This is a genomic window from Albidovulum aestuarii (assembly GCF_029961185.1).
GTDB lineage: Bacteria > Pseudomonadota > Alphaproteobacteria > Rhodobacterales > Rhodobacteraceae > Albidovulum > Albidovulum aestuarii.
The window spans coordinates 114,442-138,882 of the sequence record NZ_JASBQQ010000010.1 but is presented as its reverse complement, the minus strand read 5'-3'; the positions used below and the strand labels follow the sequence as shown (position 1 = coordinate 138,882).

At 62.1% G+C, this 24,441-nt stretch carries 22 protein-coding genes and 1 tRNA gene; 17 read left to right on the top strand and 6 right to left on the bottom strand.

All coding sequences use genetic code 11. The features are described from left to right. The coding region (locus QKW60_RS19000) for an EF-Tu C-terminal domain-related protein (RefSeq protein WP_146176322.1) at positions 1 to 96 on the top strand (96 nt) is incomplete at its 5' end. A gap of 190 nt (positions 97 to 286) precedes the next feature. Here the strand turns inward: QKW60_RS19000 and QKW60_RS18995 are convergent. Next, a complete protein-coding gene (locus QKW60_RS18995) occupies positions 287 to 541 on the bottom strand; it encodes a hypothetical protein (RefSeq protein WP_282371039.1) in 255 nt (84 codons plus the stop codon). 487 nt (positions 542 to 1,028) lie between these two features. Between QKW60_RS18995 and QKW60_RS18990 the strand changes: the two genes are divergently transcribed. The 7 genes from QKW60_RS18990 to QKW60_RS18960 all read left to right on the top strand — a co-directional run bounded on the left by QKW60_RS18990 (position 1,029) and on the right by QKW60_RS18960 (position 5,971). Next, the gene (locus QKW60_RS18990) at positions 1,029 to 1,322 is read left to right on the top strand and encodes a ribbon-helix-helix domain-containing protein (RefSeq protein WP_282371037.1); all 294 of its coding nucleotides are present in this window, start codon (positions 1,029 to 1,031) and stop codon (positions 1,320 to 1,322) included. 88 nt (positions 1,323 to 1,410) lie between these two features. Next, a complete protein-coding gene (locus QKW60_RS18985; RefSeq protein ID WP_282371035.1) occupies positions 1,411 to 1,806 on the top strand; it encodes a VOC family protein in 396 nt (131 codons plus the stop codon). A 31-nt stretch (positions 1,807 to 1,837) separates the two neighbouring features. Next, positions 1,838 to 2,359 (top strand): Twin-arginine translocation pathway signal, encoded by a 522-nt coding sequence (locus tag QKW60_RS18980; RefSeq protein WP_282371033.1) that lies wholly within the window; start codon positions 1,838 to 1,840, stop codon positions 2,357 to 2,359. A 12-nt stretch (positions 2,360 to 2,371) separates the two neighbouring features. Then, positions 2,372 to 3,940 carry a GMC family oxidoreductase gene (locus QKW60_RS18975; protein WP_282371032.1) on the top strand — a complete coding sequence of 523 codons (1,569 nt, stop codon included), beginning with the start codon at positions 2,372 to 2,374 and terminating at the stop codon, positions 3,938 to 3,940. 75 nt (positions 3,941 to 4,015) lie between these two features. Continuing rightward, on the top strand, positions 4,016 to 5,269 hold the full coding sequence (locus QKW60_RS18970; RefSeq protein WP_282371031.1) for a PQQ-dependent sugar dehydrogenase: 1,254 nt from the start codon (positions 4,016 to 4,018) through the stop codon (positions 5,267 to 5,269). Continuing rightward, positions 5,266 to 5,832: a c-type cytochrome gene (locus QKW60_RS18965; RefSeq protein WP_282371030.1), complete on the top strand. Its 567-nt coding sequence runs from the start codon at positions 5,266 to 5,268 to the stop codon at positions 5,830 to 5,832. Before QKW60_RS18970 ends, QKW60_RS18965 begins: the two co-directional genes overlap by 4 nt. Positions 5,833 to 5,895: 63 nt before the next feature. Then, positions 5,896 to 5,971: transfer RNA gene (locus QKW60_RS18960), tRNA-Trp, on the top strand. A gap of 73 nt (positions 5,972 to 6,044) precedes the next feature. On the opposite strand, the gene QKW60_RS18955 is transcribed toward QKW60_RS18960, so the two are convergent. Beyond that, a complete protein-coding gene (locus QKW60_RS18955; RefSeq protein ID WP_419762706.1) occupies positions 6,045 to 6,665 on the bottom strand; it encodes an arylesterase in 621 nt (206 codons plus the stop codon). 76 nt (positions 6,666 to 6,741) lie between these two features. On the opposite strand from QKW60_RS18955, the gene QKW60_RS18950 reads away from it, so the two are divergent. Continuing rightward, complete coding sequence (locus QKW60_RS18950; RefSeq protein WP_282371028.1) at positions 6,742 to 7,440, top strand: ABC transporter ATP-binding protein; 699 nt, start codon at positions 6,742 to 6,744, stop codon at positions 7,438 to 7,440. Further along, complete coding sequence (locus QKW60_RS18945) at positions 7,437 to 9,965, top strand: ABC transporter permease (RefSeq protein ID WP_282371027.1); 2,529 nt, start codon at positions 7,437 to 7,439, stop codon at positions 9,963 to 9,965. The genes QKW60_RS18950 and QKW60_RS18945 overlap by 4 nt, the downstream gene beginning before the upstream one ends. Positions 9,966 to 10,033: 68 nt before the next feature. Here the strand turns inward: QKW60_RS18945 and QKW60_RS18940 are convergent, their stop codons facing one another. Then, the gene (locus QKW60_RS18940; RefSeq protein WP_282371025.1) at positions 10,034 to 12,478 is read right to left on the bottom strand and encodes a heavy metal translocating P-type ATPase; all 2,445 of its coding nucleotides are present in this window, start codon (positions 12,476 to 12,478) and stop codon (positions 10,034 to 10,036) included. A gap of 197 nt (positions 12,479 to 12,675) precedes the next feature. Beyond that, a complete protein-coding gene (locus tag QKW60_RS18935; RefSeq protein WP_282371024.1) occupies positions 12,676 to 13,509 on the bottom strand; it encodes a prephenate dehydratase in 834 nt (277 codons plus the stop codon). Positions 13,510 to 13,629: 120 nt separating this feature from the next. Between QKW60_RS18935 and QKW60_RS18930 the strand changes: the two genes are divergently transcribed. The 6 genes from QKW60_RS18930 (at position 13,630) to QKW60_RS18905 (ending at position 21,245) form a co-directional block, all read left to right on the top strand. Beyond that, positions 13,630 to 14,154, top strand: a complete 525-nt coding sequence (locus tag QKW60_RS18930; protein ID WP_282371023.1) for a c-type cytochrome — start codon at positions 13,630 to 13,632, stop codon at positions 14,152 to 14,154. A gap of 163 nt (positions 14,155 to 14,317) precedes the next feature. After that, positions 14,318 to 16,231 carry an extracellular solute-binding protein gene (locus tag QKW60_RS18925; RefSeq protein WP_282371022.1) on the top strand — a complete coding sequence of 638 codons (1,914 nt, stop codon included), beginning with the start codon at positions 14,318 to 14,320 and terminating at the stop codon, positions 16,229 to 16,231. 19 nt (positions 16,232 to 16,250) lie between these two features. Beyond that, on the top strand, positions 16,251 to 17,336 hold the full coding sequence (locus QKW60_RS18920; RefSeq protein WP_282371021.1) for a microcin C ABC transporter permease YejB: 1,086 nt from the start codon (positions 16,251 to 16,253) through the stop codon (positions 17,334 to 17,336). After that, positions 17,336 to 18,439 (top strand): ABC transporter permease, encoded by a 1,104-nt coding sequence (locus QKW60_RS18915; RefSeq protein WP_282371020.1) that lies wholly within the window; start codon positions 17,336 to 17,338, stop codon positions 18,437 to 18,439. Before QKW60_RS18920 ends, QKW60_RS18915 begins: the two co-directional genes overlap by 1 nt. Further along, positions 18,436 to 20,037 carry an ABC transporter ATP-binding protein gene (locus QKW60_RS18910; protein WP_282371019.1) on the top strand — a complete coding sequence of 534 codons (1,602 nt, stop codon included), beginning with the start codon at positions 18,436 to 18,438 and terminating at the stop codon, positions 20,035 to 20,037. Before QKW60_RS18915 ends, QKW60_RS18910 begins: the two co-directional genes overlap by 4 nt. Further along, positions 20,034 to 21,245, top strand: coding sequence for a glycosyltransferase (locus QKW60_RS18905; protein WP_282371018.1), 1,212 nt, complete (start codon positions 20,034 to 20,036; stop codon positions 21,243 to 21,245). The genes QKW60_RS18910 and QKW60_RS18905 overlap by 4 nt, the downstream gene beginning before the upstream one ends. A gap of 76 nt (positions 21,246 to 21,321) precedes the next feature. On the opposite strand, the gene hemN is transcribed toward QKW60_RS18905, so the two are convergent. After that, complete coding sequence (gene hemN / locus QKW60_RS18900; protein WP_282371016.1) at positions 21,322 to 22,677, bottom strand: oxygen-independent coproporphyrinogen III oxidase; 1,356 nt, start codon at positions 22,675 to 22,677, stop codon at positions 21,322 to 21,324. Positions 22,678 to 22,732: 55 nt separating this feature from the next. Here hemN and fnrL point away from each other — a divergent pair, with 55 nt between their 5' ends. Continuing rightward, entirely contained in the window at positions 22,733 to 23,479 is a 747-nt protein-coding gene (fnrL, locus tag QKW60_RS18895; protein WP_282371049.1) for a transcriptional regulator FnrL, read from the top strand. 280 nt (positions 23,480 to 23,759) lie between these two features. Here fnrL and QKW60_RS18890 read toward each other — a convergent pair whose 3' ends face one another. Next, positions 23,760 to 24,386, bottom strand: coding sequence for a queuosine precursor transporter (locus QKW60_RS18890; RefSeq protein ID WP_282371014.1), 627 nt, complete (start codon positions 24,384 to 24,386; stop codon positions 23,760 to 23,762). Positions 24,387 to 24,441 lie beyond the last annotated feature (55 nt).

Below are 24,441 nucleotides of genomic sequence, written 5' to 3'. Positions count from 1 at the left end.
ATCGCCCCGATCGCGATGGAAGAGAAGCTCCGCTTCGCCATCCGCGAAGGCGGCCGCACCGTCGGCGCTGGCGTCGTCTCCAAAATCATCAAGTAAGCGTCTGGCGACCAGCCGGACAAAGAGGGCGGACCTTTCGGGCCGCTCTTTACGTTCCACAATGGCTATGCCGTCGCGCGGCTGAGCACATAGAAAAGGGGGGCGGCCAACCTGGCCGCCCCAACCGTCAGGTCCCTTCCGGCCCCCACCCGGTTTGACCCGGACGGATGACCGGTTGGGGACGCTGAGGTCACTCGTTGATAATCGCCAGAACCTGACCGCGCGTGCCATCGCCCATTTCTTTGCTGTCGGCGATCTGCACTATGCGCCGCGCCTGATCGATGGTCAGGTTGTCCACCTCGTCGGAGGGGATACGCAGTTCGACCAACAAGCGGGTCACGGCATCGACAACCATGTTCATTTCGGCCTCAGCCGCGAAGGCGGCTCCGAAGGATGTGACAGAGATGATGGCTGCGGTCGCGCTGGCGGTGATAAGATGTTTCATCGAGTTGTCCTTTCAAGCAGTGATCTTGATGTTGCAGCGTCCTGCCGGCTGTTCGTGCCGACTGATCCCGACTTAATGCGCGGTCTGGTGCGTGGGAAAACACGTTCCGGCTCACGGGAAGTCACGCCGATTTGGGCTTGACAGGACGCGGCGGCAAAAAACTCACACCAGTGTTTGAGGCCTGTGATCGGTCCGTTACTGATTGCGACCTCGGGTATAGCCAAAAGGGGCAGATGATCGGTTTTACCTGGGTTCGGCAGTTGAAATATTTCAATCAATTCTGGCGTGATGTCGTGTCATTACCGGATCGCACAAGCGCGTGAATTCACGCTTTGAAGATCGGAAAGCCGACGTCCGCTCGCGTTTGGGTGAGAATGGATCGCATCCTCGTCAGAAAGGAGTAGAAACCGAGGATTACCGCCCAAGTTGACGATTCGTCGCTTTGGCCACAGGATAAGGGCTTGCACAGTCATGCAGGGGGCAGACAATGTGCCAGATTTTCGCCGGGCAAGAGCCCGAACGTTATGAGTCCGAAACGCGGCGCTTGCGGCTGAACGGCCAAAGCACCTCGATCCGCCTTGAGCGCGCCTTCTGGCGCATCCTCGATCACATCGCCGAGCGTGAGGGGCTGACCACGCCTGCCTTCATCTCCAAACTTCACTCAGAAGTGCTGGAACTGCGCGGTGAGGCGCCGAACTTCACGTCCCTGCTGCGCTGCGCCTGCACGATCCATCTGGGCGAACTGGAACAGGATGAGGCTGCGCGCTTTGCCGCCGAATAGCGGAAAAATCCCGCTGTAGTATCGGGCTACTACCAACAACCTGAATTGGTCATCTAACTTTACCAAATCTGAGAGATTTGGAGGGCAGATGGCCAAGACGATCCATTCGATGATCCGTGTTCTGGACGAGGCACGATCCGTAGACTTCTACTCGCGTGCCTTCGGGCTGAATGTCGCCGACCGGCTCGACTTCGACAGTTTCACGCTGATCTACATGTCGAATGCCGAAAGCAGCTTTGAACTGGAACTGACGGTCAACAAGGGCCGAAGCGAGCCTTACGACCTTGGCGATGGCTATGGCCATCTGGCGGTGTCGGTCAGTGACCTTGACGCCGAACATGCCCGCCTGACCGAGGCCGGGCTCGCTCCCCGCAAGCTTGTCGAGTTCAAGAACGGCGACACCCTTGTCGCGCGCTTTTTCTTCATTGCGGACCCCGATGGCTACCAGATCGAGGTTCTCGAACGCGGTGGCCGGTTCCTGTGACCGGCCCCAACCATTTGTCAGGGAGGAATGCATGACAAAAATCGAAAGGACGGGACTGACCCGGCGCGCGCTGCTGGCACGCTCGGTCGCGGCGGGGGCGCTTTGTGTGACCGGGGCAGGTTTCATCGCGGCGCCAAATGCGGCCTGGGCGGTGGAGGTGACGGTAATCACCGAACACCAGATGGCGACGCTTCTGCAGATGGCGCGTGACATCTATCCGCATGACCAGGTTGGTGATCAATTCTACGCGGTTGCCGTGAAGGGCTATGACGCCGAGGACAAGAAGGCGCTGGTCGAGGAGGGCATTGCAGCCCTCGATGCCGCTGCTCAGGCGGCGGGCCATGCCGACTACGTCTCCATGGGTTGGGAAGAGGACCGGGTGAAGGTCCTGCAAAGCATGGAGGACAGCGGATTCTTCCAGACCGTGCGCGGGGGCCTCGTGACCGGTCTCTATAATCAGAAGGAAGTCTGGCCGATCTTCGGCTATCAGGGCGAGTCCTTCAGCCAGGGCGGTTACATCGACCGTGGCTTTGACGACATCGACTGGCTTTGAGAGGGCGGAACCATGGCAGCACCATTTGATCTGAATGACGACTCCGTCGTCGTTGTTATCGGGACCGGCGCCGGCGGCGGGGTCCTTTCGAACGAACTGGCCCAGAAGGGCGTCAGCGTCGTGGCGCTTGAGGCGGGCGGGCGCTATCTGCCTGAGGATTACATCAATGACGAATGGGAGAGCTTCGGCCAGCTTGCCTGGCTCGACGCCCGCACAACGTCAGGCGACTGGCGCGTGGCCAAGGATTTTTCGGGCCTACCCGCCTGGATCGTCAAGGCCGTCGGCGGCACAACCACCCATTGGGCGGGCGCATCGATCCGCTTTCAGGACCATGAGTGGAAGGCGTTGACGAATTACGGCGCGGTCGACGGCGCAAGCCTCCTGGACTGGCCGATTGACGGGGCCGAGATGGCGCCGTGGTACGACAAGGCCGAAACCAAGCTCGGCGTCACCCGCACTGGCGACCGCGCGGGACTGCCCGGAAACAACAATTACAAGGTCTTCGAGAAAGGCGCCAAGGCGCTCGGCTACAAGGAAGTCCATACGGGCCGCATGGCGATCAACTCGGCCGATTATGACGGACGGCTAGCCTGCCAGCAGACTGGGTTCTGCTTTCAGGGCTGCAAATGGGGGGCCAAGTGGTCGGCCGCCTATACCGACATCCCGGCGGGCGAGGCGACCGGCAATCTGGAAGTCCGTGAACGCGCCCATGTCGCGCGCATCCTGCACGATGACAGCGGCAAGGTGACCGGAGTCGAGTATTTCGACAAGGACGGCAATCTTCAGATGCAAAAGGCCCGCATCGTCTGCGTCGCGGGCAACAGCTTCGAAAGCCCGCGCCTGCTTCTAAACTCGGTGTCCGACATGTTCCCGAACGGGCTCGCCAACTCCTCCGATCAGGTCGGGCGCAACTACATGCGCCATACGACGGGCTCGGTCTATGCGGTGTTTGACAAACCTGTCCGGATGTGGCGCGGCACGACCATGGCCGGGATCGTGCAGGACGAGGCGCGGCATGATCCAAGCCGCGGCTTCGTCGGGGGCTACGAGTTGGAAACCCTCTCGCTTGGACTGCCCTTCATGGCGGCCTTCCTCAATCCCGGCGGCTGGGGCCGCAGTTTCACGACCGCGCTCGACAGCTATGAGAACATGGCGGGCATGTGGATCGTGGGTGAGGACATGCCGCAGGCGACGAACCGGGTGACCCTCTCGGACGTCAAGGACCAGTACGGTCTGCCGGTTGCGAATGTGCATTTCAGCGATCACCCGAACGACGTAGCGATGCGCAACCATGCCTACAAACAGGGTCAGGCGATCTATGAGGCGGTGGGCGCGACCCGCACGTTCCCGACGCCACCTTATCCATCCACCCACAACCTCGGCACCAACCGGATGTCCGAGAAGCCCGAGGATGGCGTCTGCAACAAATGGGGCCAGACCCACGACATAGCCAACCTCTTCATCTCCGACGGCAGCCAGTTCACGACGGGTGCCGCCGAGAACCCGACGCTGACGATTGTCGCTCTTGCCATCCGGCAGGCCGATCACATCGCTAGCGAAATGGCAGCGGGTAATATCTGAACCCAATGCCGCGACCAACCCGGTTCGGGCCGTGCCCCCTGCACGGTCCGGCCGGACCTTTTGAGGGAGGACGGAATGAAAGCACTGCTCACATCGATTGCCACACTGGCTCTGATAGCGGGTACCGCCTCTGCCCAGACGGCGGATGTCCCCGACAACCTTGAAAAACTCTCGAAATTCCAGACGACCGGTGTAACGAACTTCACCTTCATCGATCAGACCGGCCCTTATGCCGACGGGATCAAAAAAAATCTGGAGCGGATCAAGCTTCCTGCTGGCTTCAAGATCGAGCTTTACGCAGTTGTCCCGGACGCCCGGCATATGGCTGTAGGTCCACAGGGTATTGTTACCTTTGTCGGCACCCGCAAGGACAAGGTCTGGTCGGTCACTGACCGCAACAAGGACCGTGTCGCCGATGAGGTAAAGGATTTCGCCCCCTCGCTTCAGTTCACCATCCCGAATGGCCCGTGTTTCTCGAAGGATGGATTTCTCTATATCGCCGAACAGAACCGGGTGCTGCTGTTCCCGGCGGCCGAGTTCTTTTATGAAAGCCCTGATGTCGCGGCGTTTAACCTGATCGCCCAGGGCGATCTGATCCCGGCCGATGAAGAAAGCTTCAACCACACCGCTCGGGTCTGCAAGATCGGGCCGGACGGCAAGATTTATATCTCGCTCGGCCAGCCTTTCAACGTCGCCCCGGCCGACCGGCTGGAGAAGTATCGTCAGACCGGCATCGGCGGCATGATCCGGCTGAACACCGACGGAACCGGGCGCGAGGTCTTCACCTACGGCATCCGCAACTCGGTCGGGCATGATTTCCATCCGGTCACGGGCGAGTTGTGGTTCACCGACAATCAGGTCGACGGGATGGGCGACGATATCCCGCCGGGCGAACTGAACCACCAGACGGCGATGGGCCAGCATTTCGGACATCCCTGGTACGGCGGCGGTGACGTGCGGACGAACGAATACAAGGATGAGGAGGTGCCGGTCGAGGTCGTGATGCCTGCGGTCGAAATGGACGCCCACGCCGCCGATCTGGGTATGTCGTTCTATACCGACAGCATGTTCCCGGCGAAGTACAAGAACGCCATCTTTTCAGCCCAGCACGGCTCATGGAACCGCACCACGCCGGTCGGGGCGCGGGTGATGGTAACCTTCATCGCCGAGGACGGTACGGCCACGTCGGAACCCTTCGCCGAGGGCTGGATCGACGAAAACGGCGAATATCTCGGCCGTCCGGTCGATGCGGCGCAGTTGCGCGACGGCTCGATCCTCGTCTCTGACGACCTTGCCGGTGCGCTCTACCGGATCAGCTACGGCGAATGAAAACGCTCCTCACCGTTACCCTCGGCGCGATCCTATGCGCCGGGGGGGCCCATGCCGGGGGCGACCCTGAGGCGGGCAGGACCCTGGCCGGTCAGTGCCGCACCTGCCACGGCATCGACGGCGTGGCCAAGATCCCCATTGCCCCGCACATCGGCGGTGAACCGGCTGCTTACATCGCGTCCCAGCTAACGGCCTTTCGCGACGGCACACGCGAGCATGAGATGATGACGGTCGCCGCCCGGACCCTCAGCGACGACCAGATCTCCAATCTCGCCGCCTGGTACGCATCGCGGAAGGCAGTGGCGACGCTGACCGCAGATCCATCGGGAGCACCGGAAATTTGCGTTGCCTGCCACGGCATCGACGGCATCGCAGTGGCCGAGGATGTGCCGAATCTCGCTGGCGAGACGAATATCTATATCGATACCCAGCTAAAGGCCTTCCGCCTCGGCAAGCGGGTGCATGAGGTGATGACACCCGTCGCAGCCAGCCTGACGGACGCCGAAATCCGCGCCGCGGCGGACTGGTACGCCGCAATCGGCTTTTCTGTTGACCCGGAATGACCGGCCGCGGCGTTTTCATTCTTGCAAAGAAACCGGGCGCCGCGTAAGAACCGGCTCGGCCTTAGGGGTATAGCTCAGCTGGTAGAGCGACGGTCTCCAAAACCGTAGGTCGCGGGTTCGAGCCCTGCTGCCCCTGCCAGGCCTTCTCCACACGGTAGTCAGTGGTCGCCAGGATCAGGCGGACGAAATCCTTTGAGTCTCGTGATCCCGCCTCACTCGACGCGTTCCAGCAGAGACAAGACCTCGGGTCCCAATGCTTCGACGATTAGTGCTACGCCTTGCGCGTTCGGATGCAGGCCATCTGTTTGCACGTATTCAGCCATCGCCTGTGCGCGGTCATCAAGTGACAGGATGGGTTGCAGGAAAGGCGGGGCGAGAAGTGCGCCATGTTCCGCCGCGAGGTCCGGGTAGATCGCGTCGAAGGCCGCCTTGTAGTCAGGGCCATAGTTCCCCGGTGCTGACATTGGAACGATCAGAACCGGAATTCCCCTTTCGTCCGTGCGATCGAGGATCGCATCGAGGTTGGCCCGCGCATCCTCGGGCTGCAACCCCCGCAAAAGGTCGTTGCCGCCAAGGGTCAGGATCATCGCGTCGACCTCGGGTGTCAGCGTCCAGTCGATGCGTGCCAGCCCGCCTGCGGTCGTATCGCCCGAAACGCCCGCATTGATTACGGTCACCTCTGCCGCGTGACCTGTGAGCCATGCCTGAAGCTGGGGCACGAAGCCGTCATCCGTCGGCAGACCATAGCCCGCCGTCAGGCTGTCGCCAAAGGCCACCACCGTTACCGGTTCCGCCCGGGCCGCACCGGCAGCCAGAACCGAAAGGCTTAAGATCGCTGCAAGGGCAAGGTTGCCCTTCTGCCCGATTGCCCCATATGCCTTAAAGCGGCAGAACGAGCGGAACGAGGCGATGAGCGAACCTATCCTGAAGCTTGACGATGCGCGGCTGGTGCTTGAGGGCAATGCCGGGCCGCTGGAAATCCTCAAGGGCATCACGCTTTCGGTCGCACGCGGCGAAAGTCTGGGGCTCGTAGGTCCGTCGGGCTCGGGCAAGTCGTCACTCCTCATGCTCATGGGCGGGCTCGAACGCGCAACGTCCGGCAGGGTCGAGGCGTTGGGCCACGATCTGACGGCGTTAGACGAGGACGCTCTGGCCCGGTTCCGCCGGGGTAATATGGGCATCGTCTTCCAGTCCTTCCACCTAATACCGACGATGACGGCATTGGAGAATGTGGCGATCCCGCTGGAACTGGCCGGTGTCACCGACGCCTTCGACCGCGCGGCGGCGGAGTTACAGGCGATGGGGCTTGGGTCGCGGATGGATCACTATCCCGCGCAACTGTCCGGTGGCGAGCAACAGCGCGTGGCCCTTGCACGCGCCGCCGCGCCGCGACCGGCGATCTTTCTGGCCGACGAACCGACCGGCAATCTCGACGGCGCGACGGGCGAGGCGATCATGGAACTGCTCTTTGGTCTGCGCGACCGGCACGGCGCGACGCTCGTCTTGGTCACCCATGCGCCGGAACTGGCCGCCCGCTGCGACCGTGTGGTGCGGCTGATGGACGGGCAGATCGCGGGCGAGGATCTTGCCCGCAAGGTGGCCGAATGAGCCTGCCGCTTGCCGCACGTATCGCCCGGCGTGAAATGCGCGGCGGGCTTGGCGGTTTTACTGTCTTTCTTCTCTGTCTGATGCTCGGCGTTGCCGCCATTGCCGCGGTAGGTACCGTCCGCGAGGCGATTCAGACTGCGATCCGCGATCAGGGCGCGGTACTGCTGGGCGGTGACGCCGAGATGTCCTTCACGTATCGCTATGCCAGCGAGGGAGAGCGTGCCTTCATGGCGGAACGCGCTGAGCGCGTGGCCGAGATCGTTGATTTCCGCTCTATGGCCGTCGTCGGCGAGGGCGCTGTGGCCGAACGTGCGTTGACCCAGATAAAAGGTGTTGATGGCGCTTATCCTTTGATCGGGCAGATCGTCCTCGACCCCGCCATTCCGTTGTCCGACGCACTTGCCGCTGAGGATGGTGTGCCGGGAGCGGTTCTTGACCCGGTTCTGGCAGACCGGCTGGATCTGGTGCCCGGCGATCGGTTCCGCCTTGGCGTCAAGGATTTCCGCATGACCGCAAGACTGGTCAAGGAACCGGACGGGGCCACCGCCGGCTTCACCTTCGGCCCGCGCACAATCGTTCGGACGGAGGCGCTGGAGGGGTCCGGGCTTCTGGAGCCCGGCAGCCTCTTCGACACTCATTACCGGCTCGTTCTGCCCGGAGGCACCGATCTTCGCACAATGAAGACCGAGGCCGAGGCGGAATTCTTCGATACCGGAATGCGCTGGCGGGATGCGCGGCGCGGCGCGCCCGGCATGCAGCGTTTCGTTGACCGCATGGGGTCGTTTCTGGTGCTGGTCGGGCTCGCCGGACTGGCCGTCGGCGGCGTCGGCATTGGCGCGGCGGTGACATCCTACCTCGACGGGCGGGTAGAGACGATGGCAGCCCTGAAGGCGATGGGGGCGGAAAGCCGGACGATCTTTGCAGTCTATCTCATTCAGGTCGGGGTTCTGGCTTTGATCGGCATCATCGCGGGACTGGCGCTTGGCGCCGCACTGCCGGTGATGGCGGGACCGCTGATCGCCGCGCGGTTGCCGATCCCGGTAGAAATGGCTGTGGCGTGGAAACCGCTGGCCGAGGCGGGTTTTTACGGCGCACTGGCCGCCGCGCTTTTCGCGCTCTGGCCTTTGGCGCGGACGCGCGACGTGCAGGCCGCGGCATTGTTCCGCGATCTCGGTCCCGGGCGGCGGCGCTGGCCGGGCTGGCGGCTGGGTCTTGTGCTTGCCGGTGTTGCAGCCGTTCTGGTGACGGTGGCGACCATCGCATCCGGTGTTCCGAGCCTCGCGCTCGGCACGCTTGGCGGGGTGGCGGCGGCGCTGGTGGTCCTGACGCTTGCGGCTTTTGGTCTGAGCTGGCTCGCCCGTCGGACGGGCCATCACATGCGCGGCCGCCCGGCGCTGAGGCTTGCGCTGTCGGCGATTGGGGGCCCGAAGGAAGAGGCGCGGGCGGTCGTCCTCTCGCTCGGGCTTGGCCTGTCGGTGCTGGCCGCCGTCGGCCAGATCGACGCCAATCTGAGGGGTGCAATCGCGCAGGACCTGCCAGATGTCGCACCCTCATACTTCTTCGTCGATATCCAGCCCGACCAGATCGACGGCTTCCGTACCCGGCTGGAGAGTGATCCGGCGGTGGCGAAGATTGAAAGCGCGCCGATGCTGCGGGGCGTAGTGACCAAGATCAACGGTCGCGATGCGCGTGAGGTGGCGGGTGACCATTGGGTCGTGCGCGGCGACCGGGGGCTGACCTATGCCGCCGCTCCACCACCAGACACCAAGGTGGTCGCCGGGGAATGGTGGCCCGAGGATTATTCCGGCCCGCCACAGATGAGTTTCGCCCGCGAAGAGGCGGACGAGATGGGCCTCAAGCTTGGCGACAGGGTGACTGTGAACGTGCTGGGCCGCGAAATCGAGGCCGAGATCACTTCGTTCCGCGAGGTGGATTTCGGTACCGGCGGCATTGGCTTCGTCATGTCGCTGAATCCCGCCGCGATCGCGGGGGCGCCGCATAGCTGGATCTCCACCGTTTATGCCGATGAGGCGGCCGAGGCGGTCATCCTGCGCGATCTGGCTTCGGCCTATCCCAATATAACTGCGATCCGTGTGCGCGATGTGGTCAACCGGGTTGCCGATGCGCTGGCCGCGATTGCCAGGGCAACGGCGATTGCCGCAGGCGTTACGCTTCTGACCGGGGTCGTGGTTTTGATCGGCGCCGCAGCGGCGGGCGAGCGGGCGCGGATTTACGAGGCGGCGGTGTTGAAGACGCTTGGCGCGACGCGGGGACTTGTCCTGCGCAGCTTCGCCCTGCGCTCGGCCCTGATGGGTGCGGCAGCCGGGATCGTCGCGGTCGCCTTCGGCGCGGTAGCGGGCTGGGCGGTGATGGTCTTTGTTATGGAGGGCACGTTCCGGTTTGAACCGGTCTCGGCCATTTCAATCGTCACCGGCGGCGCGCTTGCCACGCTTCTGGCCGGTCTGGTCTTTGCGCTGCGCCCGCTGGCAGCTCGGCCAGCGCAGGTGCTCAGGGCGCGGGACTGAGGGTGGGCGTCTGGAGGGTTTCCACCCCCGGACCCCCGGAGAGTATTTCTGAACAGAAGAAGCGGTGGTCAGCCTTGTCTGCGCCAGGGGCCTGCGCGGCGCAGGCGAAGCGCGTTGGTCACGACGAAGACCGATGAGAGTGCCATCGCCCCGGCGGCAAGCATGGGCGAGAGCAGCATGCCGTTTAGCGGATAAAGCAGCCCAGCAGCGACCGGGATTAGAAGCACGTTGTAGCCGAACGCCCAGAAAAGGTTCTGGCGGATATTGCGCATCGTTGCGCGCGAGAGCCGCACCGCATCGGCCACTGCGCCGGGATCGCCAGTCATCAGTACGACCTCGGCCGCTTCTATGGCCACATCGGTGCCGGTGCCCATCGCGATGCCGATATCGGCGGCAGCGAGCGCTGGGGCATCGTTGATCCCGTCGCCAGTGAAACCAATGGTGCCCTTTGCCTTGAGTGCTTCGAGCGCGGCGACCTTGCCTTCCGGCAGAACCTCTGCCTCGACATGGTCAATGCCGAGCGATGTGGCGATGGCACCGGCTGTGGCGCGCGTGTCGCCCGAGATCATCGCGGTCTTCACGCCCATCCCGTGCAGCGCGGCGATGGCCGCCTTTGCGCCGGGTTTGATCGGATCGGCAACGGCGATCAGGGCGGCAGCGCGACCGTCTATGGCGATGAAGATCGGGGTCTTGGCTTCGGAAGCAAGGCGCTGGGCCGTGGCGGTCAAGACGGATGCGTCGATCGCGGCTTCGTCCATGGCGCGGGCATTGCCGATCAGAATGTCCCGGCCCGCGACACGGGCCGTCAGGCCACGCCCCGCCTGCGCCTTGGCGGCATCGGCGTCATGCAAGGCTAGACTGCGCGATTCGGCTTCCGAAAGGATGGCCAAAGCTAGCGGGTGTTCCGACCGGGCCTCGGCGCTGGCGGCGAGTGTCAGGACTTCTGCCTCGTCAAATCCCGCGGCAATCTCGATATCTGTCACCTTGGGGTGGCCTTCCGTCAGCGTCCCGGTCTTGTCGAAGGCGACGATCTGGACCTCTGAGAGCCGCTGCAACGCGTCTCCGCGCCGGAAAAGAAGGCCCAATTCGGCCCCCCGTCCCGTTCCGACAAGGATCGACACCGGCGTTGCAAGGCCCATCGCGCAGGGGCAGGCGATGATGAGGACCGAGATGCCCGCGACCAGAGCATGGGTCAGTGCGGGTTCGGGACCTATGACCAGCCAGATGACAAAAGCGAGTGCGGCAAGGGTCATGACGGCGGGAACGAACCAGAGCGTGATCCGGTCGACCAGCGCCTGAACAGGCAGTTTTGCTCCCTGCGCGTCGGCGACCATCGCGATAATGCGGGCAAGCACCGTATCCGCCCCGGTGGCGGTAACGCGGTAGGTCAGTGCCGATTGACCGTTCACCGTGCCGCCAGTCACGTTCGCGCCTTCCGACTTCTCGACCGGCGCGGGTTCCCCGGTAAGCATGCTTTCGTCGATCCAGCCATGTCCGGTCACAATGGTCCCGTCCACGGCTACCCTTTCGCCGGGCGCGAGGCGCACGAGATCGTCCGGTCTCAGGTCTTCCACCCGGACTTCCGTCACGACGCCGTCGCGTTCAACCTGTGCCGTTTCGGGCCGGAGTCCGATAAGGCGACGAATCGCCTCGCCCGCCTGACCCTTGGCACGCGCTTCCAGCAGTCGGCCAAGCAGGATCAGCGTGACGATGGTTGCCGCCGCTTCGTAATACACACCGAGCGCGGCTTCGGGCAGAAGCGCAGGGGCAAATGTTGCGACCGTGGAATAGGCGAAGGCGGCAAGGCTGCCGAGCGCCACGAGCGAATTCATCTCGGGCGCGCCGCGCAGGAGCGCGGGGAAGCCGTGGCGGAAGAAAAGGGCGCCGGGACCGATAAGAATCGCGGTCGTCAGCACGAACTGGATGCGCCAGGAGTTGACCTCGCCCAGAGTACCCATGACCCAGTGGTGGAAAGCGGGCACCATATGCGTGCCCATGGCCAGCACCACGACCGGGATGGAAAGCGCGGCGGAAATCAGGACCGAACGGCGCAGCTTTGCCGCCTCATCTGCCTGACGGTCGACAGGGGGTGCATCGTCCGTTATGGGCTTCGCAGCGTAACCGGCCGCAGTTGCCGCCGCAGCCAGCGCCTCTGCCGTTGTTGTGCCGGACAGGTATTCAACGCGTGCAGACCCGGTTGCGAGATTGACTTCGGCGCTAGTCACGCCGGGAACGGCCTTCAGCGCCCGCTCGACGCGCCCGACACAGGAGGCGCAGGTCATGCCTTCCACCTCCAGCCGGGTCTCGGCCCCGACAGCGGGATAGCCCGCCGTCCGAAGTGTTTCGGCAAGCGTGCCGATTTCGGTTCCCGAGAAATCGACGCGGGCGGTACCGTCGATCAAATTAACCTTTGCATCTTCGACACCCGGTACCGCGCTCAGCGCGCGTTCAACGCGGCCAACGCAGGAGGCACAGCTCATGCCCTGAACGGTGAAGGTGGTGCGGGTGGTCATCGGATGCTCCTTCAGTCGTTAGATGTGGGGTGAGGCCGGGAAAGTCAAACCTGGCGGGTACTGCGAATGGATCGCCGCAGAACGACGCGCAGTCCATAGCGCAAGCGCTCCAATGCGAAACAACCGACAGCTTCCGGCTGGCCTGTCTAAAAAACGCCTCTTCTTTCCGAAAACCTTGGCTCAGACCGTCGCCGGTCTCAGTGCCGGCTTGGATCGGCCGGATAGACGCCAAGCAGCGTCATAGAGGAGGTGAAATAGTCCAGTTCCTCCAGCGCGCGCCGCACATTTGCGTCGTCGGGATGTCCTTCGATATCGGCATAGAACTGCGTGGCCGAGAAGACGCCGTCGACCATATAGCTTTCCAGCTTGGTCATGTTGACGCCGTTGGTCGCGAATCCGCCCATTGCCTTGTAGAGCGCGGCCGGGATGTTGCGGACACGGAAAACAAAGGTGGTCATCATGCCGTGATCGCCGCGCCGCTTGAGGTCGGGCTGCCGCGCCATGACGAGAAAGCGGGTCGTGTTGTGCTCGGCATCCTCGATATGCCGTGCAAGCACATCGAGCCCGTAGATCTCTCCAGCAAGTTCAGAGGCAAGCGCCGCAACCGAACGGTCCCCCCGCTCGGCGACGTCCCGTGCCGCCCGGGCGTTATCGGAACTGATGCGCCCCTGAATGCCGTGTTCACGCAGGAACGCCTCGCATTGCGGCAAGAGCACGAGATGGCTGTAAGCCTCTTTGACGTCGGCGAGTTTCGCGCCCTTCACGCCGAGGACATTGATATGGACGCGGACAAAGGCCTCATCAACAATATGCAGCCCGCTTTCCGGCAACAATCGGTGAATGTCGGCCACACGGCCATAGGTCGAGTTTTCGACGGGCAGCATCGCAAGTTCGGCATCGCCCTTGCGCACCGCCTGAATCGCATCCTCGAAGGTGCGACAGGGCAGAGGCTCCATCTCCGGATAGGCCTCGCGGCAGGCCTGATGCGAATAGGCTCCGGGCTCTCCCTGGAAAGCAATCCGTCCGGTCATGCGGGTGGCTCCTTGGCGACAGCCCGGGGGTTGGGCGATGTGCCGCGCTAACTATACCTTGAAACCCGGTAGGGGAAGCGGATAGATACGCCGCAACTCTATGCCATGGTGAGGCGCGACATGTTCGACACGATGACTGTAACGAAGGCTGGCGGCGCGCTCTGCGGCGCGTTCCTGATCTTCCTTCTGGGCAAATGGGCGGCCGAGTCGCTTTATCATACCGGTGCCGTGGCCCATGGCGATGAGGAAGTGGCGCAAGCCTATGTCATCGACACTGGCGCCGAAGAGGGCGGCGATGCCGCAGCCGAAGAGGGTCCGGACTTCGCGACCATCTATGCCTCCGCCGATGCGGCGGCCGGTGAGAAGGTCTTCGGCAAGTGCAAGGCCTGCCACAAGCTCGACGGTTCCAACGGCACCGGCCCGCATCTCGACGGCGTCGTTGATCGGGCGGTCGGTGGGGTCGCCGGGTTCGGCTATTCCGACAGCATGGCCAGCCATGGCGGCAATTGGGACGCCGAGACGCTGAGCCACTTCCTGGAAAACCCGAAAGGGTTCATCGCCGGTACCAAGATGTCTTTCGCCGGCCTGAAGAAGGTCGAGGACCGCGCCAACGTCATTGCCTATCTGGCGTCAATCGGCGGCTAACCTCTGCGGGCAGAACAATCACAGGGCCGCTCATCCGAGCGGCCCTTTTTCGTTGGCTCACGGCCATTCTCACAAATTCGCAACTTGAAGCCCGCCCCTGCGCCGTTCTAGGGTCCTTAACCAGAAAACCGGGCGCCGGTTAAGGCGTGCCATGGAGGAGGCGATGAGGTTGCAGGGTCCCGACACACCGGCCGGAAACATGCCGCAAAGACTGCACAACATGCGCGTTGCCCTGCTGTCGGGAATCGCGGCTTTCTCGTTTATTCTTCCCACTGCAGTCCTCTCGCAGGCAACCGTCACTACCTCGTATGGCTATTCTAATTTTGGCGAACTGAAATACCCGGTTGATTTCGACCATCTCGACTACGTCAATCCGGACGCGCCCAAAGGGGGCGAAATCTCGATCTGGTCACAGGGTAGTTTTGACAGCTTCAACCAATATGCCAGTGACGGGGTTCCCGCCGCACTCAACACCATCGGCAGCGAGGCCATTCTGACCTCAACGTCGGACGATCCCTATGGCTCGTATTGCTTTCTCTGCACAACGCTGGAATACCCCGAAGACCTGTCTTACGTGACCTTCAACCTGCGCGAAGACGTGACATTCGCCGATGGTACGCCAATGACGGCGGATGACGTCGAATACAGTTTCAATCTGTTCCTGACGCAGGGCATCCTCGAATACCGCCGCGTTGTGGAAGGCTACATCGATCGGGTGGAGGTTGAAGGCCCCTACCGGATTACCTTCTACTTTACCGACACGGCCCCGATGCGGGACCGGGTGGGTTTTGCGGGGGGGACACCTGTCTTTTCCAAGGCGTGGTTCGAGGAAACCGGCACGCGGCTCGACAAGTCGACACAGCAACCTTTCATGTCGACTGGTGCCTATGTGCTCGATAGCGCCAAGTTCAACAGTCGCATCGTCTACAAGCGCAATCCCGATTACTGGGGCAATGACATCCCATTCAACAAGGGGCGCAACAACTTCAATACGATCCGGGTCGAGTACTTCGCCGACAGCGACGCCGCTTTCGAGGGGTTCAAGGCCGGGGATTACACATTCCGGACCGAGAACAACTCGCAGAACTGGGCGACGGGTTACGATTTTCAGGCGATCAACAACGGCTGGGTCAAGCGGGAGGAAATCCCCGACGGCAATGTCGGCACGCGGCTCTCCTGGGTCTTCAATCTTGACCGACCGCACTGGCAGGACGTCAAGGTGCGTGAAGCGATCGGGATGATGTACAATTTCGCCTGGTCCAATAAGACCCTGCAGTACGGGTTCTTCCAAAGCCCGACGTCGTATTGGCCGGGTTCGGACCTTGCCGCAAGCGGAACGCCATCCGAAGGCGAGATTGCACTATTGAAGCCACTGGTTGATGAGGGACTTCTTGGTCCGGCGATCCTGACTGAAGACGCGAAAGTTCCGGTCACGCATGATGAAACGGCAAACCGCCCGTCGCGCAGCCTTATTCGACAGGCGAGCAAACTGCTCGACGAGGCTGGCTGGGCGACCGGCAACGACGGGATCCGGCGCAACGACAAGGGCGAGACACTGGAACTGACAATCATCCAGTTCAGCCCGACTTATGACCGATTCGTGAATCCGTTCATCGAAAACCTTGCGCTGATCGGCGTGCAAGGGAAGCTCGACCGCATCGACATCTCGCAATATGTGGAGCGGCGTCGGAAGGGCGACTTTGACCTTGCCAATCAAGGCTTCGATCTTGGATTCGAACCTTCCGGTGGGTTGGAGCAGTGGTTCGGGTCGAAGACCGCCGACGACAGTTCCCGGAACCTCATGAGGCTTCGCAATCCCGCCATCGACAGGTTGATCACCCATGTCGTTGCCGCGCAGAGCCTTGATGATCTGAAGACATCGGTCCATGCGCTCGACCGGGCGCTCAGAGCCGTGGGCTTTGACATCCCGCTCTGGTACCTGCCTGCGACATGGGTCGCTTATTACGACTATTACCGCCACCCTGAAAACCTGCCGCCGCTTTCCGTGGGCGAGTTGGATTTCTGGTGGTATGACGCGGAAGCCGCCGAACGGCTGAAGGCGGCTGGCGCCTACTGAACACCGGGAAAACAGCACTTTGGGCGCCTATATCCTGCGAAGAATACTGCTGATGATCCCGACCTTGTTCGGGATCATGCTGATCAATTTCACGCTCACGCAGTTCGTGCCCGGCGGGCCGGTGGAGCAGATCATCGCCCGGCTGGAAGGATCGGGCGACGTCTTTCAGAACATCTCGGGCGGTGGCGATGTCGAAACCCAAAGCCAGACGGGGGGTGACGACCGCTATCTCGGTGCGCGTGGTCTGCCGCCGGAATTCATTGAACAGCTTGAAAAACAGTTCGGCCTCGACAAGCCCGCGCATGAGCGCTTCATCAAGATGATGGGTGACTATCTGCGTTTTGATTTCGGGGAGAGCTATTTCCGCAAGATCTCGGTCGTCGATCTGGTGATCGAAAAGATGCCGGTTTCGATCACGCTCGGCCTATGGTCGACGCTGCTGGCCTATCTGATCTCGATCCCCTTGGGCATCCGCAAGGCGGTAAAGGACGGGTCGGCCTTCGACACCTGGACCTCCGGCACGATCATCGTCGCCTATGCGATTCCGGGCTTCCTCTTTGCGGTCCTGCTCATTGTCCTCTTCGCCGGCGGCAGCTACTGGCGCATTTTCCCGCTTCGCGGGCTGACCTCGGACGGCTGGGAACAGATGAGCCTGATTGGCAAGATCGCTGATTATTTCTGGCATATTACTCTACCCGTTGTCGCCTCCACTATCTCCAGTTTCGCGACGCTGACGCTTCTGACCAAGAACAGCTTTCTCGATGAGATCAACAAGCAATATGTGCTGACCGCAAAGGCCAAGGGCCTGAGCGAGCGCCGCGTGCTTTACGGCCATGTCTTCCGCAACGCGATGCTGATCGTCATCGCCGGGTTCCCCGGCCTCTTCCTCGCTGTCCTCTTCGGCGGCGGCCTTCTGATCGAAACGATTTTCTCGCTCGACGGGCTTGGGCGCCTTGGGTATGAGGCGGCGGTGGCGCGCGACTATCCGGTTGTCTTCGGCACGCTCTGGGTCTTTGGCCTGCTGGGCCTTCTGATCGGGATCCTCTCGGACCTCATGTATGTCTTCGTCGATCCACGCATCGACTTTGAAAAGCGGGCGGGCTGATGCGGTTGTCGCCCCTGAACCAGCGCCGCTGGCGCAACTTCAAGGCCAACCGACGCGCGGTCTGGTCGCTGGGCATCTTCCTTGTACTTTTTGGCCTCTCGCTGATGGCCGAGGTCGTGGCGAACGACAAACCAATTGTGGTTTCCTATCGCGGCGGGCTGCATTTCCCGATCTACAAGTTCTATCCCGAAACCGCCTTCGGCGGCGATTTCCGGACCGAGGCCGTCTACCGCGAACCCGAAGTGCGCTGCCTGATCGTCTCGGGCGGGTTGGAAGATTGTTTCGATGACCCGGAAGGCGTGATCGAGGATGCCGACGACGGTATCGTCAATGGCGAAGCGATCAAGAAGGGCTGGATGCTCTGGCCGCCGATCCCCTACCGCTACAATACGATCAACAACGTCGGTACCGCGCCCTCTGCTCCCGATGGCGATCACTGGCTGGGTACCGACGACACATCCCGCGATGTCCTGGCACGGATCATCTATGGCTTTCGCCTGTCGATCCTCTTCACGCTGATCGTCACAACGATCTCCAGCCTGATCGGCATCGCGGCGGGCGCCGTGCAGGGCTATTTCGGTGGCTGGGTCGATCTCATCTTCCAGCGGCTCTTGGAAATCTGGGGATCGACCCCCGGCCTATACGTCATCATCATCCTCTTCGCGATCCTCGGGCGCAGTTTTGGGCTTCTGGTTTTCGTGACGATCCTCTTCGGCTGGCCTGCGCTTGTCGGCGTGGTGCGGGCGGAGTTCCTGCGGGCGCGCAACTTCGAGTATGTCCGGGCTGCCCGCGCGCTCGGGGTCAGTGACCGGGTTATCATGTTCCGCCACATCCTGCCGAACGCGATGGTGGCGACGCTCACCTTCCTGCCCTTCATCGTCACCGGGGCCATCGGCGGGCTCGCGGCACTCGACTATCTCGGCTACGGCCTGCCCTCCTCCCTGCCCTCGCTCGGCGAACTGGCATTGCAGGGCAAGTCGAACCTTCAGGCGCCCTGGCTGGGGTTTTCGGCTTTCTTCACCTTCGCCATCATGCTTTCGCTTCTCGTCTTCATTTTCGAAGGCGTCCGCGATGCCTTCGACCCCCGGAAGACCTTCAAATGAAGACCGTCCTCGATATCCGCGACCTGAAGGTCGATTTCAGGCAGGATGGCAAGCTGATCCAGGCGGTGAAGGGGGTGAGCTTTACCGTCGGCAAGGGCGAAACCGTCGCCATCGTCGGGGAAAGCGGCTCGGGCAAATCGGTGACGGCTTTGTCGACCGTGGCGCTGCTCGGCGACAATGCCGAAGTGTCGGGCTCGGTCAAATATCTCGACCGCGAGATGATCGGCGCGCCGGAACCCGTGCTGCGCGACGTGCGTGGCAACGATATCAGCTTCATCTTTCAGGAGCCGATGACCTCGCTCAATCCCCTTCACACGCTGGAAAAGCAGCTGGCCGAAAGCCTGGCGCTGCATCAGGGACTGGTGGGCGAGGCCGCGCGAAAGCGGATCATCGAATTGATGGAGAAGGTCGGCATCGACAATGCCGAGCGTCGCTTGGCCGACTACCCGCACCAGCTTTCGGGCGGCCAGCGCCAAAGGGTGATGATCGCGATGGCATTGGCGAACGGGCCGGAGCTTTTGATCGCCGATGAGCCGACGACCGCTTTGGATGTCACCATTCAGGCGCAGATCCTCAACCTTCTCGCCGAGTTGAAGGAGCGTGAGGGACTGAGCCTGCTTTTCATCTCCCACGACCTTGGCATCGTGCGGCGCATTGCCGACCGGGTCTGCGTGATGCAGGGGGGTGAGATTGTCGAACAGGGGTCGGTGGAGCAGATCTTCTCGAACCCACAACACCCCTATACCCAAAAGCTTCTGGCCGCCGAACCGCATGGCCGGCCCGACCCTGTGCCTGTGGGGGCCGAAGAGATTGTCCGTACCGAAAATCTGCGCATCTGGTTCCCGATCCAGCGCGGGCTGTTGCGCCGCACGGTCGGGCATGTGAAGGCGGTGAACTCCGCCAGCATCTCGGTTCGGGCGGGCGAGACTTTGGGCATCGTCGGCGAAAGCGGCTCTGGCAAAACGACGCTCGCGCTCGCCATCATGCGGCTGATCGCCTCCGAGGGGCCCATCGTCTATCTCGGGCAGGATATTTCGGACTGGCGGCCACGCGATCTGCGGAAACTGCGCCGTGACATGCAGATCGTCTTTCAGGACCCTTATGGCAGCCTCAGTCCGCGCATGACCTGCGAACAGATCATCGCTGAGGGGCTGACGGTGCACGGCGTCGAGAAGGGCCGTGACCGGCGAGAGATGGTGGCGGAGATCATGACCGAGGTTGGGCTGGACCCGGCGATGATGGAACGCTATCCGCACGAGTTTTCCGGCGGCCAGCGCCAGCGCATCGCCATCGCCCGGGCGATGATCCTGAGGCCAAAGGTCGTGGTGCTGGACGAACCGACCTCGGCCCTCGACATGACCGTACAGGTGCAGATCGTGGAATTGCTGCGGTCACTCCAGCGGCGTTACGGGCTTGCCTATCTCTTCATCAGCCATGACCTGCGGGTTGTGCGTGCGCTGGCCCATAAGGTCATCGTGATGAAGGCAGGTGACGTGGTCGAAACCGGGGATGGCGATGCGGTCTTTGACAATCCACAGACTGGCTATACCCGCGAACTGATGGCCGCCGCCTTCGGCCACGCGGTCCGCAGCGCATGAAGATTCTTTTCGTTCATCAGAACTTCCCCGGCCAATTTCTGCATCTCGCGCCTGCGCTGGTCAGCCGGGGTCATCAGGTCGTGGGACTGACGGCTGCGCGCAACAAGCGCACCGCTCCCGTTCCGGTTCTGCGCTATCGCGATCCGGCAGAGAGAAAGGTGGAGGGTGCCGCCAAGACCTATGCCGAGATGTCGGAACGAGGAGTGTCGGTGGCCCGCGCCGCACTGCAACTGACGCGTCAGAAGGGCTTCGTGCCCGACATCGTATTCGGCCATGGCGGCTGGGGTGAAACGCTGTTCCTGCGCGAGGTCTGGCCGGAAGCGCGGCATCTGACCTACGCTGAGTTCTATTATCGCGCGAAGTGCGCCGATACCGGCTTTGATCCCGAATTCCAGAACGTCGACGGCCCTAACCTGTCGGTTGTCGCAAGGCGCGCGCATCTCTTGCAGGCGCTGGTGGAGGCGGACGCGGCCCTTGCACCGACGGCCTGGCAGGCTTCAACCTACCCTGAGGAATTGCGCGACAAGATCAGCGTGATCCACGACGGCATCGACACCGACCGGGTGCAACCAGATCCCCGCGCACGGCTGACCCTGCCGAACGGCCGGGTTCTGACACCAGGGGATGAGGTTCTGAGTTTCGTGAACCGCAACCTTGAACCCTATCGCGGCTATCACATCTTTATGCGCGCCCTGCCCGAGGTGATGAAGGCGCGGCCCGAAGCTCAGATCGTGATCGTCGGAGGTGACGCGCAAAGCTATGGGCCCGCGCCAGCCAAGGGCATGACGTGGAAGCAGATATTCCTCGACGAGGTGAAGGATCGGGTCGACCTCAGCCGCATCCATTTTCTCGGCAACGTTCCCTATCCTGAATTTCTGTCGCTCTTGCAGGTCACACGGGTCCACGCCTACCTGACCTATCCCTTCGTCCTTTCATGGTCGATGCTGGAGGCGATGAGCGCCGGAGCGCTGGTCGTGGGCTCACGTACGAAACCGGTCGAGGAATTGATCCGCGACGGGGAAAACGGGCGGCTGGTCGATTTCTTCGACGTGAACGGCTGGTCAGAGGCTTTGACCGCTGCGCTGGCTGACCCAGAAGCGGCGGCGCCCTTGCGTGCGGCGGCGCGGGCGACAATCAGCGACAGCTATGACCTGAAACGCCACAGTCTTCCGCGCCTCGTGGAATTCGTTGAGAATGCAGGTCGGTGATCGCGGGTGGTGCCGTAAGAATTTTGTTCCAAAATCCTTACGCAGAAAAGCTTTGGAACAGAACTTTTCTGCCCCGTCACACCGCCGGGCTGTGCCCCGCCTTTGACAGATCATAGGCGTCAAATGCCCTTGCGATCATCCGGGTCAGTGGCCTCGCGCGTTCCGGAATGCTGAACGCGCCGGGCCCAATCTCCACCATATCGCCAAAGTCGCGTGCCGCAGTGTCGAAGAGCGTACGAAGCTGCTCTGCACTTATGTTGAAGTCTCGGCAGATCTCATTTGCGTCGATGCGGAAATCGCACATCAACGCCTCGATCATCCGTGCGCGCATCCGGTCCTGCCCTGCGAAACCATGGCCCTTTGCGGTGGCGAATTCACCCGCCCTTACCGCCTTGGTATAGGCCGAGGTCGCAGGCGCATTCTGTGCATAGCCCTGTGGAAAGCGGGAAATCGATGACGCACCAACGCCGATCAGCACCTCGGCCGTGTCATCGGTATAGCCTTGGAAGTTCCGCCGTAACCGTCCTTCGCGCGCTGCACAGGCCAGACCGTCGGTCGGCAACGCGAAATGGTCGATCCCGATCTCGTCATATCCATCAGCGACAAAAAGCTTGCGCGCCGTCTCAAACAGTTCCAGCCGTTCTTCCGGCCGGGGCAGGGTGTCTGATGGGATCATCACCTGCCGCCGCGCCATCCAGGGCACATGGGCATAGCCATAGAGGGCGACCCGGTCGGGATTGAGCGACAAGAGCTTTTGCACAGACGCGGCGATCCTGTCGCGGTTCTGGCGCGGCAGGCCGAAGAGGATATCGGCGTTGAGAGATGCGACGCCCCGATCCCGGATCATGTCCGCGGCCTTCTTCGTGATCTGGAAAGACTGATCGCGGCCGATCATCTTCTGAATGGCCGGGTCGAAATCCTGCACCCCGATGGAGGCCCGGTTCATCCCCGCCGAGGCCAACGCATCGAGCCGGTCGTCGTCGATCTCATTCGGGTCGATCTCGACCGAGAATTCCGCCCCGTCGCCCATTGGCACGACGTCGAACACGGCGCGGGCAAGATCCTCCATCACGCGCGCAGGCATCAAGGTTGGTGTGCCGCCACCCCAATGCAGCCGGGACAGGGTGACACCGGCGGGAAGCCGCGTTTTCAGCAACTGCAATTCGGCCTTCAGGACTTCGATATAGGCCCGGACCGGGTCATCGGAAGTTGTTCCCTGTGTCCGGCAGGCGCAGAACCAGCACAGACGGCGGCAGAAGGGCACGTGCAGATAGAGTGATATCCGTGCCCCTTCCGGGATCGCACCGATCCAGTCCCGAAAATCTTCGGGGCCGACGCACGAATTGAAATGCGGGGCGGTCGGATAACTTGTATAGCGCGGTACACGCGCGTCAAAGAGTCCGAACCGCGAGAGTTGCGATTCAGCAGTCATGCGCCTAGCTTTAGACCGGGGCCGGTTCCCCACCTTGACACAGATCAAAATGCAGATGGCCCTACAGGAAATACCCCTCGCCCAGCCACAATGCGGTTCTTGCCCGATCCGCCACCGGGCCGTTTGCGCGCGTTGCGAGGCCGATGAACTGATGGCGCTTGACGCGATCAAGTATTATCGCAGCTTCGAGGCGGGTCAGACCCTGATCTGGTCCGGCGACCGGATGGAATTCGTGGCTTCGGTCGTGACCGGCGTTGCGACACTCAGCCAGGTGATGGAAGACGGTCGGACCCAGACGGTTGGGCTTCTTTTCCCATCTGATTTCGTCGGTCGCCCGGGCCGCGATACCGCCCCTTACAACGTCGTGGCCACAACTGATCTTCTGATGTGCTGCTTCCGCAAGAAGCCGTTCGAGGAACTTATGGCGAAGACGCCCCACATCGCCCAGCGGCTTCTGGAAATGACGTTGGATGAGCTGGATGCGGCGCGCGAATGGCTTCTGCTTCTTGGCCGCAAGACCGCACGGGAAAAGATCGCCAGCCTGCTGGCTATCGTTGCGCGGCGCGATGCATCTTTGAAAATGCTGCCCGCTGCGGGCAAGCTTGTCATCGACCTGCCGCTGACCCGCGAAGCGATGGCGGACTACCTTGGCCTGACCCTCGAAACCGTCAGCCGACAGATGTCGGCACTGAAGCGCGACGGGGTGATCGAGCTGGAAGGCAAGCGCCACGTGACAATCCCGAATTTCGACCGGCTTCTGGAAGAGGCGGGCGACGATACCGATGGCGGCATGCCCGGCTGAGACGGGCCCACGCGGGACCGAATTTTCCAATAGCGTGAAACGGAAAGGGCCGCTCCGGGTTGGAGCGGCCCTCCGAGATCTACGGAGATGGGCCAGTTAGGGTGTCGAAGATCGACTAGGCCCAGTCAGGGTTTGAAACCCTAGGGTTTGCCCTCAGGCCACGGCCCCCCTGACTGTCCCGACACCTCTCTCCAATATCACTCTAGACACTGGATCACCTCCTTTCTCTGCGTTGCCGTTATCCACAGGCTGCCACAGATTTTGTGTCTGTCAATTGTTTTTACGCAACGTTTGCCGTCAATCTTGTAACAATTGCCCGAAACGGGACAAGCGCGACCAAGGCAAGCGATAATTTCACAATCCAGTCTGCCGTGGCCAGCGACACCCAAAGCGGCACCACTGCACCCACGCCCAGGAGCGGGATCATCTCACCTGCCCAAGCAACGTCATTGGCCGGTTCAAGGAAGGTGAGCGAGGCGGCAAAGGCGATGGTGAAGAAGATCGCGGTGTCGACGGCCGACCCGACCAGGGTGGAGACCAGCGGCGCGCGCCACCAGGCGCCCCGGCGCATCCGGTCGAATATCGCGACATCCAGAAGCTGGGCGACAAGGAAGGCCAGGCCAGAGCCGATTGCGATGCGCAGGGTTACGAGCGGGCCGAACTCGCCAATGATCTGCGTGCCGATCAGCGAACAGATCACACCGACGACGAAACCGGCATAGACCACGCGGCGCGCTGCGGCGGGACCGTGGATGCGGTTGGTGATATCGGTGACGAGGAAGGTGAAGGGATAGGTGAAGGCGCCCCATGTGAGGAACCAGCCGTCGATCACATATTGAACGAGGATATTGGCGGCCACGACGATTGCGGCCATGGCAATGATGCCAGGAAGAAGCTTGCGTGTCATGTTCTGTCCGTTTTTTACAAGGTCGCGGAGACTTGGTCCCATACCGGGAACGGGC